Source organism: Mycobacterium sp. (assembly GCF_035623875.1).
Taxonomy (GTDB): Bacteria; Actinomycetota; Actinomycetes; order Mycobacteriales; family Mycobacteriaceae; genus Mycobacterium.
The window spans coordinates 1-6,733 of record NZ_DASPSP010000058.1 but is presented as its reverse complement, the minus strand read 5'-3'; the positions used below and the strand labels follow the sequence as shown (position 1 = coordinate 6,733).

8 protein-coding genes are annotated in these 6,733 nt (G+C 67.2%); 4 read left to right on the top strand and 4 right to left on the bottom strand.

The window, feature by feature from the left end; genetic code table 11:
• Positions 1-481, top strand: a 481-nt coding sequence (locus tag VEI45_RS04960; protein ID WP_324850698.1) for a class II glutamine amidotransferase, incomplete at its 5' end; no start/stop codon positions are given.
• A gap of 11 nt (positions 482-492) precedes the next feature.
• On the top strand, positions 493-1,359 hold the full coding sequence (locus VEI45_RS04955) for a patatin-like phospholipase family protein (RefSeq protein ID WP_324850696.1): 867 nt from the start codon (positions 493-495) through the stop codon (positions 1,357-1,359).
• Here the strand turns inward: VEI45_RS04955 and VEI45_RS04950 are convergent.
• From VEI45_RS04950 to lpqV, 4 genes are all read right to left on the bottom strand, one after another.
• Complete coding sequence (locus VEI45_RS04950) at positions 1,356-3,056, bottom strand: CocE/NonD family hydrolase (RefSeq protein WP_324850694.1); 1,701 nt, start codon at positions 3,054-3,056, stop codon at positions 1,356-1,358. The two genes, VEI45_RS04955 and VEI45_RS04950, sit on opposite strands and share 4 nt — an antisense overlap.
• Positions 3,057-3,058: 2 nt before the next feature.
• Positions 3,059-4,084 carry a patatin-like phospholipase family protein gene (locus tag VEI45_RS04945; RefSeq protein ID WP_324850692.1) on the bottom strand — a complete coding sequence of 342 codons (1,026 nt, stop codon included), beginning with the start codon at positions 4,082-4,084 and terminating at the stop codon, positions 3,059-3,061.
• A 118-nt stretch (positions 4,085-4,202) separates the two neighbouring features.
• The gene (locus VEI45_RS04940) at positions 4,203-4,886 is read right to left on the bottom strand and encodes a class I SAM-dependent methyltransferase (protein WP_324850690.1); all 684 of its coding nucleotides are present in this window, start codon (positions 4,884-4,886) and stop codon (positions 4,203-4,205) included.
• Between the two features lie 338 nt (positions 4,887-5,224).
• Positions 5,225-5,623, bottom strand: coding sequence for a lipoprotein LpqV (lpqV, locus tag VEI45_RS04935; protein WP_324850688.1), 399 nt, complete (start codon positions 5,621-5,623; stop codon positions 5,225-5,227).
• Between the two features lie 151 nt (positions 5,624-5,774).
• Between lpqV and VEI45_RS04930 the strand changes: the two genes are divergently transcribed.
• Positions 5,775-6,353 (top strand): cysteine dioxygenase family protein, encoded by a 579-nt coding sequence (locus tag VEI45_RS04930; RefSeq protein WP_324850686.1) that lies wholly within the window; start codon positions 5,775-5,777, stop codon positions 6,351-6,353.
• Positions 6,350-6,733 (top strand): rhodanese-like domain-containing protein (locus VEI45_RS04925; protein WP_324850684.1); only part of this gene is annotated, 384 nt, incomplete at its 3' end. The genes VEI45_RS04930 and VEI45_RS04925, both read left to right, overlap by 4 nt.

Below are 6,733 nucleotides of genomic sequence, written 5' to 3'. Positions count from 1 at the left end.
GGGGCAGACCGACTCCGAGCGGGTGTTCGCGTTGATCACCGCATCGATCCGGGCGCATGGCGGGGATGTGACGGCCGGTTTGGTCGACGCCCTAGGTTGGCTGGCCGCCAACGTGCCGATCTACGCGGTCAACCTGCTGCTCAGCACGGCCACCGATATGTGGGCGCTGCGCTACCCGGACACCCACGAGTTGTACGTATCGGACCGCCGCGAAACCCCGCCGGACGCCCAATTTCATCTGCGCAGCAAGCGGATTCGCGCCCACTCCGAGCATCTACGCAGCCAACCGTCGGTGGTGTTCGCCACTGAACAGATGGACGATCACCCGCGATGGCGCCTCATCGAACCAGGAGAGCTGGTCCACGCCGACGCCGGGTTGCAGATCAGCCGCGACCTGGTGCTCCCGGATCCGCCCCGACACCAGCTGCATCTCGAGGACTTGAGTGCGGCGGCTCAGGCCGCCCAGCACACACCGGTGTAGCGGGCTAAAACGTGACGATCAAACGGGCGCTGGTGCTCGGCGGCGGTGGTGTGGCTGGAATCGCTTGGGAGACAGGCGTTCTGCAGGGGATCGCGGACGAATCGCCTGCCGCGGCACGGGCGCTGCTGGATTCCGATGTGCTGGTGGGTACGTCGGCCGGTTCGGCGGTGGTGGCACAGATCAGCAGTGGCTTGAGTATCGAAGACCTGTTCGCGCGGCAAGTCCAGGAAATCTCGGCGGAAATCGATCCCGGCGTCGGGGTAGACGCCATCATCGACCTCTTCCTGGCCGCCTTGTCGCAACCCGACACCACGGTGGCGCAGAAGCGGCAACGGATCGGGGCGGTCGCGCTGGCGGCCGAAACCGTGGCCGAACCGGTCCGGCACTACGTGGTCGCCCAGCGACTGCCGACGCATCTCTGGCCCGACCGGGTGCTGCGGGTGACCGCCATCGACATCGCGAACGGTGAACTCGTTGTGTTCGAACGTGATTCGGGTGTCAAGCTGGTCGACGCGGTGGCCGCCAGTTGCGCGGTACCCGGAGCATGGCCGCCGGTGACGATCGGGGACCGGCGTTACATGGACGGCGGCATCGGCAGCGCAATCAACCTGGACGTCGCCGACGACTGCGACACGGCCGTGGTGCTGGTACCCGCGGGCGTGTCGGCGCCGTCGCCGTTCGGTGCCCGACCGGTCGCCGAGATCGCGGCGTTTCGTGGTACCGCGTTGGGTATATTCGCCGACCACAAGTCGCTGGCAGCCTTCGGGCCCAACCCGCTGGATCCACGCTGCCGCATCGGCTCGGCAGAGGCCGGGCGTGCGCAGGGCCGGCGCGAGGCGGCCGGCGTCGCCGCCTTCCTCGGCGTCGGCCCGGCCTAGCCGATCACCGGAACAAGCAGTCGGGCAGCGTGATCCGGGCCCCAATGCAGCGTGCATCTGCAGCGCGGGCCGGGCTCGTAAGCCGACGGGAACTGGCCGGTAAGAGGGTTGCGGGGCCACAACCACCGACCCGCGACGACAAGCCGAAGCTGCTCGCCGGCCCGGAACAACGTCGCCGACGGCCCGAGCGGGATGTCGACCTGCACGATCTGCCCCGGTTGCACGGGGTGACGCCGGTCCAGGGTCGGCACCGGTTCGAACGGCCGGGAGTGGGCTTCGTCGAGTGCCCGCATGGATGCCTTCAACCACCCGCTCGTGATTCGATCGCGCCCGAAGCCGTAAGAACCTTCGAACGGCACATACTCTCGGCCACGCCACTTTTCGACACCGACGAAAAGGTCCACGTCGTCGCTGCCCTGCACCTCGACGAACAGTCGCATCGCCATCGGTCCGGTGATTTCGGTGTCGGCATCCAGCGTCCAGCCGAATCGCGCTCCGCCGGAACGGGTATCGAACGTTATTGAGCCAGCTTGTTCAGGCGCGCCGCTACCCAGTCCGGCACCGCCGAGGTAAAGCGCCGTCCAGCTTGTCGACTCGAGTGGCCAGCTGGTTTCATCGCGGACCTCGACGATGTGGTCGCGGTCTTCACGAACTTCCAGACGGACCCTCGGCTGCGGCGTGCCCGTCCCGCCGCGGAGATGCCGGTCGAGGAACGCCAACTGCGTATCCAGCGCCGACTGCGAATAGAACGTCGCCCACTTGCCACCACGGTGGGTGTAGAGATGGCGTTGAGGCGAGCTGATCTGCTCGAAGGCGCGCACCGACCCGCGGCTGTGCAGATTGTTGTCGGAGAAACTGCCACAAATCAGTGCCGGCACTTCGATTTTCGGCAAGTCGGGTGCCAGCGCCTGCCACCACTCGTCGCGCAACGGTCTTTTGGCGCTTTCCTCGTTCAGGGTGTATTTCAGCCTCGCGGCCCTCAGACCGCGGCTCCACATCTTGAGAAAGCCGGTCTCACGGATGCCGCCGGTGCGGGCGAAGTCGCGGTAGGCATCGGTGAATCCCTCCCACGGGACGATCGCCGCGAGGTGCGGCGGTCGCAGGGCCGCGGCCTTCCACTGCGAGATGGCAAGGTAGGAGACCCCGATCATGCCCACCGCGCCGCTGCTCCACGGTTGCGCCGCAGCCCACTCGATCAAGTCGAAGACATCCTCGGCTTCCTGGTCGGAAAGCAGTGAGCACACTCCCTCGGATCGGCCGGCGCCGCGCAGATCGCAATTGACCACCGCGAACCCGTGCGCCGCCCACCACACCGGGTCGGGAGCCTCCCAGCCGGTCAGGTCCGAAAAGCGCGGCGGCGCCGGTTGGCGCAGCACCCGGTACTGGATGGACACCGAATAACCGCGGCCGCGCTTCTTTTTGGTCGGAAGGTTGTCCTTGCCGTAGGGATGTGCGCACAGCAGGACCGGGAACGGGCCGCTGTCGGGTGGGCGATACACGTTGACGCGCAGCACGGTTCCGTCACGAGTGGGTACCGCCACGTTGTTGTCGATCACCAGCGCGGTTGGCTGTGCCGGATAGACGTCGGCCGGCGATCGCGTGAGACTGCGGAGGCGCTGGAGCGCGTAGCGGGCTGCACCGGGGCGTCGCCACGGTCGGTCCGGTGCCGGGGCGTCGGGTGAAGTCGCTCGTGCCATGGCTAGTCCGTTCGCTCAGAAGGTGCTGCGGCCAGAGTGTCCAGTGCGTGGGCGGCCAACGCGCGGCCGACGTCGATCACCTCGGCCGCACGGTGGAACTCCAAGCCGCGACAGGCCGACCGCGGCACCTCGATCAGCAAGTCAGGTGGGTAGGCGGCCAGGGTGTGGCGGGCCAGCGCGGCCTGGGCGATGTCGATGGTGCGGTTCATCACTTCGAATCCGCCGAGCTTCGGTACGCCGGGTTCCTCGGGTTCTTTATGGAGGTCGGCATCGATGTCGGATTCGGAGTCCCCGACGCCGAACCGGTTGAGCACCGCCCGCGCGGTGGGCCGGTCGAGCAGCGAACGCGCGGCAGCGGTGTCGAACAGCGCGGAGGTGCTGCTCACCATGCGGTTCAGCCACTCGGTCGTGGGCCGGGGCTCCGGCTTGGGGTCGGCGCCGGTCTCGCTGCCAGACAGGCTGACCGCGATAGTCAGATCGGCGTTGACCGCGGCGATCGGCGCCATCGGCAGCGGATCGAGGATCCCGCCGTCGGCGAGCAGTCGCCCGTCGACCACATGCGGCGCGATCACCCCGGGGATGGCAATCGACGCCCGGATGGCCTCGTCGACCGGCCCGCGCTGCAGCCACACCGACTTGCCGGCCAACAGGTCGGTCGCGACCGCGGTGTAGGGGAGCGGCAGTTGCTCGATGGTGGCCGCGCCGAGGATGTCGCGCACTGCGTCGAGGATTTTTTCGGCTCTCAGCACACCCGCCGCGCTGATCGACGGATCCAGCAGCCGCAAGATGGCGCGTTGAGTCAATGACCGCGCCCAGTCGGCGAACTCGTCGAGCCGTCCCGTCGCCTCTAATCCGCCAACGAGTGCGCCCATAGACGAACCGGCGATCCCGACGATCTGGTACCCGCGGTCACGCAGCTCGTGGATCACCCCGATATGGGCGTATCCGCGTGCGCCGCCGCTGCCAAGCGCTAGCGCGACCCGTGGGCGCAACGAATCGCCGGCGCGATGAGCATCCGAGTCGGCCATGGGGTCATTGTTCCCCGCCCCGCACGCTGCCCGCCTGTGGCGCTGTGGAGCGCCGAACCCGCATCCGCGAGGAGGGTTCGGCAGGCACCCGACAGCGACTGTCGAACCCTCGGGGGAATCAGCTGCGGTGGGCGCTCACCAGCAGCGACGGCAGCTGCGCGCGGCCATCGGACCCGATCGTCACATTGCGGTATTCGAAACCGTCCGGCAGCATCCTGGGCACGTTGATCCACGCCCGCGCAGGCCGTACCTCGTCGACGACGAGGTACCTGCCGACGATCTCACGCAGTTGCGTCTCAGTGAAGGGCCGTGGTCCGAAGTCGGCGTTTGGCGGGAACGCATCGGTGGAGAAAACCAAGGCAAAGAATTTCCCGCCGGGCTGCAGCGCCCGTGCGTTCGATTCGATGTATCCGTCGCGGAGCTTCTCGGGCAGGCAGTGAAAGACCAGTCCGTCGATGACGGTGGCGAAGTAGCCGTCGTAGCCGGTCGTTTTCGAGAGGTCGGCGACGCCGAATTTGGCGTCCAGACCACGGTCGGCGGCGGCGCGCTTGGCTTGCTCGATGGCGCTGGCGGAAAGATCAAGGCCGATGACGTCATATCCTTTTTCGGCGAGCGCCAATGTCGTGGCGCCGACGCCACAGCCGGAGTCGAGAACCGGGCTGCGGAAACGCCGTTGACGTTCCAGGGCTGCGATTTCGGGTTGCAATCCACCGATATTCCAGCCGGGGTTTCCGGGGGCGTAGGACGCCTCTCCGTTGTAGAGCTCATCCCAGTCGACGGTGTTCACATTAAATGTTGGCATGGCATCGAAGGTAATTATGTCGAGCGCTGGCTGCAACCGCTCTAAGGGCTTTTAACGACTTCAATACGGCAGGTGGGCCTGCGTAAACAGGTTGCGTGAGCCAAAGCCGTTCGCGGCAATTATGTACCGGAAAAACTGGAAAAACACTGGGAATTTCCATTGTGTATCCCAAAGCTGAGCTTCAAGTGCTGAGAATATCGGAAGAAATGGATTCCGGGCCGGTCGGCCAGTCGGCACGCTCTGGTCTGTGGCCGTCGGCCGTTGTCGACGAAGTGCCATCCCACGCGCCCGGTCCGGAATTTCGCCCGGCGTGATTCAATCCCCGGCCGGTCCTCAGCTCAGCCGCATTCGTCGGCGGCGGCTGCGTGCGCCGCCACGATCACCGCCGCCTGCCGCGCCGGGCTCAGCCCTGCCCACGGGACGTTCCAGGTGCCGGCCCCGGTGGCCTGCGGTGCCTGAACGGCGGCCAGATACGCCTCGACCAATGCCTGCGGATCGCCGGGTCGGTCCTGCATCCACGTCTTCGCAGCGTGACAGGCCTGAAAGTACTCTTCCTCGGTCGACTGTGCGGGCACGTCAACGCGGGTGGTCACCCCGCTGGGCGAGAGGCCCGGACGGGCGGCGGGCGATGCCGATGAGGGACGAGAAGCGGGCGGTGGGGACACCGACGGCGCGGCCGCGTCATGATCGGCCGAGCAGGCCGCCGGCGCCGACACGACGGCCGCGAGGACAACCATGCTCCACAGCAGGGGGCGACAGGGGCGCCAGCGCACCCCGTCAATCTATGCAACACTGACTGCCGTGACCCAGCGAACTGGATTTTGGGAGTGTTGTCGGCGCTGACTTGCCGCCGCCCCCTCGTCCGCTCGTTCGTTCTGGAGTTCTTGCATGGTTTCCGCAAACCTTGTTGCTGATCTCGTCCTGTCCCGCCCCTCGCCCGTCCGGTCGGTGTCCGGCCCCACCCGGCTGCGGCTGGCCGACCTGTTGCACATCACCGACCAAACCAGCGACGAGGTGCTTCGCGGGCGCTACGACCACCTGGTCCCGCCGGGTGGCGTACCCAGCGACGACCGCTGGTTCGCCCTGCTGCATGGTGACGACGAAGTCGATATCTGGCTGATCAGCTGGGCGCCCGGGCATCCCACGGAGTTACACGACCACGGCGGATCGCTGGGCGCGCTGACGCTGTTGTCCGGGTCGCTCGATGAATTCCGCTGGGACGGCGAGCGGTTGCGGCGCCGTCGTCTCGAGGCCGGCGACCAGGCCGGGTTCCCCTTGGGCTGGGTACACGACGTGGTGTGGGCTCCGACCGCCGGTGCCGTTTCCGGGCCGTCTTCGGCCGGCTCCACGCTGAGCGTGCATGTGTATTCGCCACCGCTGACCGTGATGTCGTACTACGAGGTCACCGAGCAACACACCTTGCGCCGGCGGCGCACCGAGTTGACCGACCAGCCGGAAAATCTATGAGCCGCATCGATCAGGTACTGGACTCGGCCCGGGCCCGGTTGCGCCGGCTGACTGCCGACCAGGTGCCCGCCGCGCTGGACCGCGGCGCATTGATCGTCGATATCCGGCCGCAGGCGCAGCGCACGCGTGAAGGGGAGGTGCCCGACGCCCTCAAGGCCTTAGTCATCGAACGCAACGTGCTGGAGTGGCGGTGCGACCCGACCAGCGACGCCCGACTGCCGCAGGCCGTCAGCGACGACGTGGAGTGGGTGATCCTCTGCTCAGAGGGCTATACGTCCAGCCTCGCGGCGGCCGCGCTGCAGGACCTCGGCCTGCACCGGGCCACGGACATTATCGGCGGCTACCACGCGCTGGCCGCCGCCGGAGTCCTGGCAGGACGT

What these genes read in the sequence shown, in the direction of transcription:
- VEI45_RS04950 (WP_324850694.1), bottom strand. Translation starts at nt 3,056, where the DNA reads ATGGCACGAGCGACTTCACCCGACGCCCCGGCACCGGACCGACCGTGG.
- VEI45_RS04945 (WP_324850692.1), bottom strand. Translation starts at nt 4,084, where the DNA reads ATGGCCGACTCGGATGCTCATCGCGCCGGCGATTCGTTGCGCCCACGG.
- VEI45_RS04940 (WP_324850690.1), bottom strand. Translation starts at nt 4,886, where the DNA reads ATGCCAACATTTAATGTGAACACCGTCGACTGGGATGAGCTCTACAAC.
- lpqV (WP_324850688.1), bottom strand. Translation starts at nt 5,623, where the DNA reads ATGGTTGTCCTCGCGGCCGTCGTGTCGGCGCCGGCGGCCTGCTCGGCC.
- VEI45_RS04930 (WP_324850686.1), top strand. Translation starts at nt 5,775, where the DNA reads ATGGTTTCCGCAAACCTTGTTGCTGATCTCGTCCTGTCCCGCCCCTCG.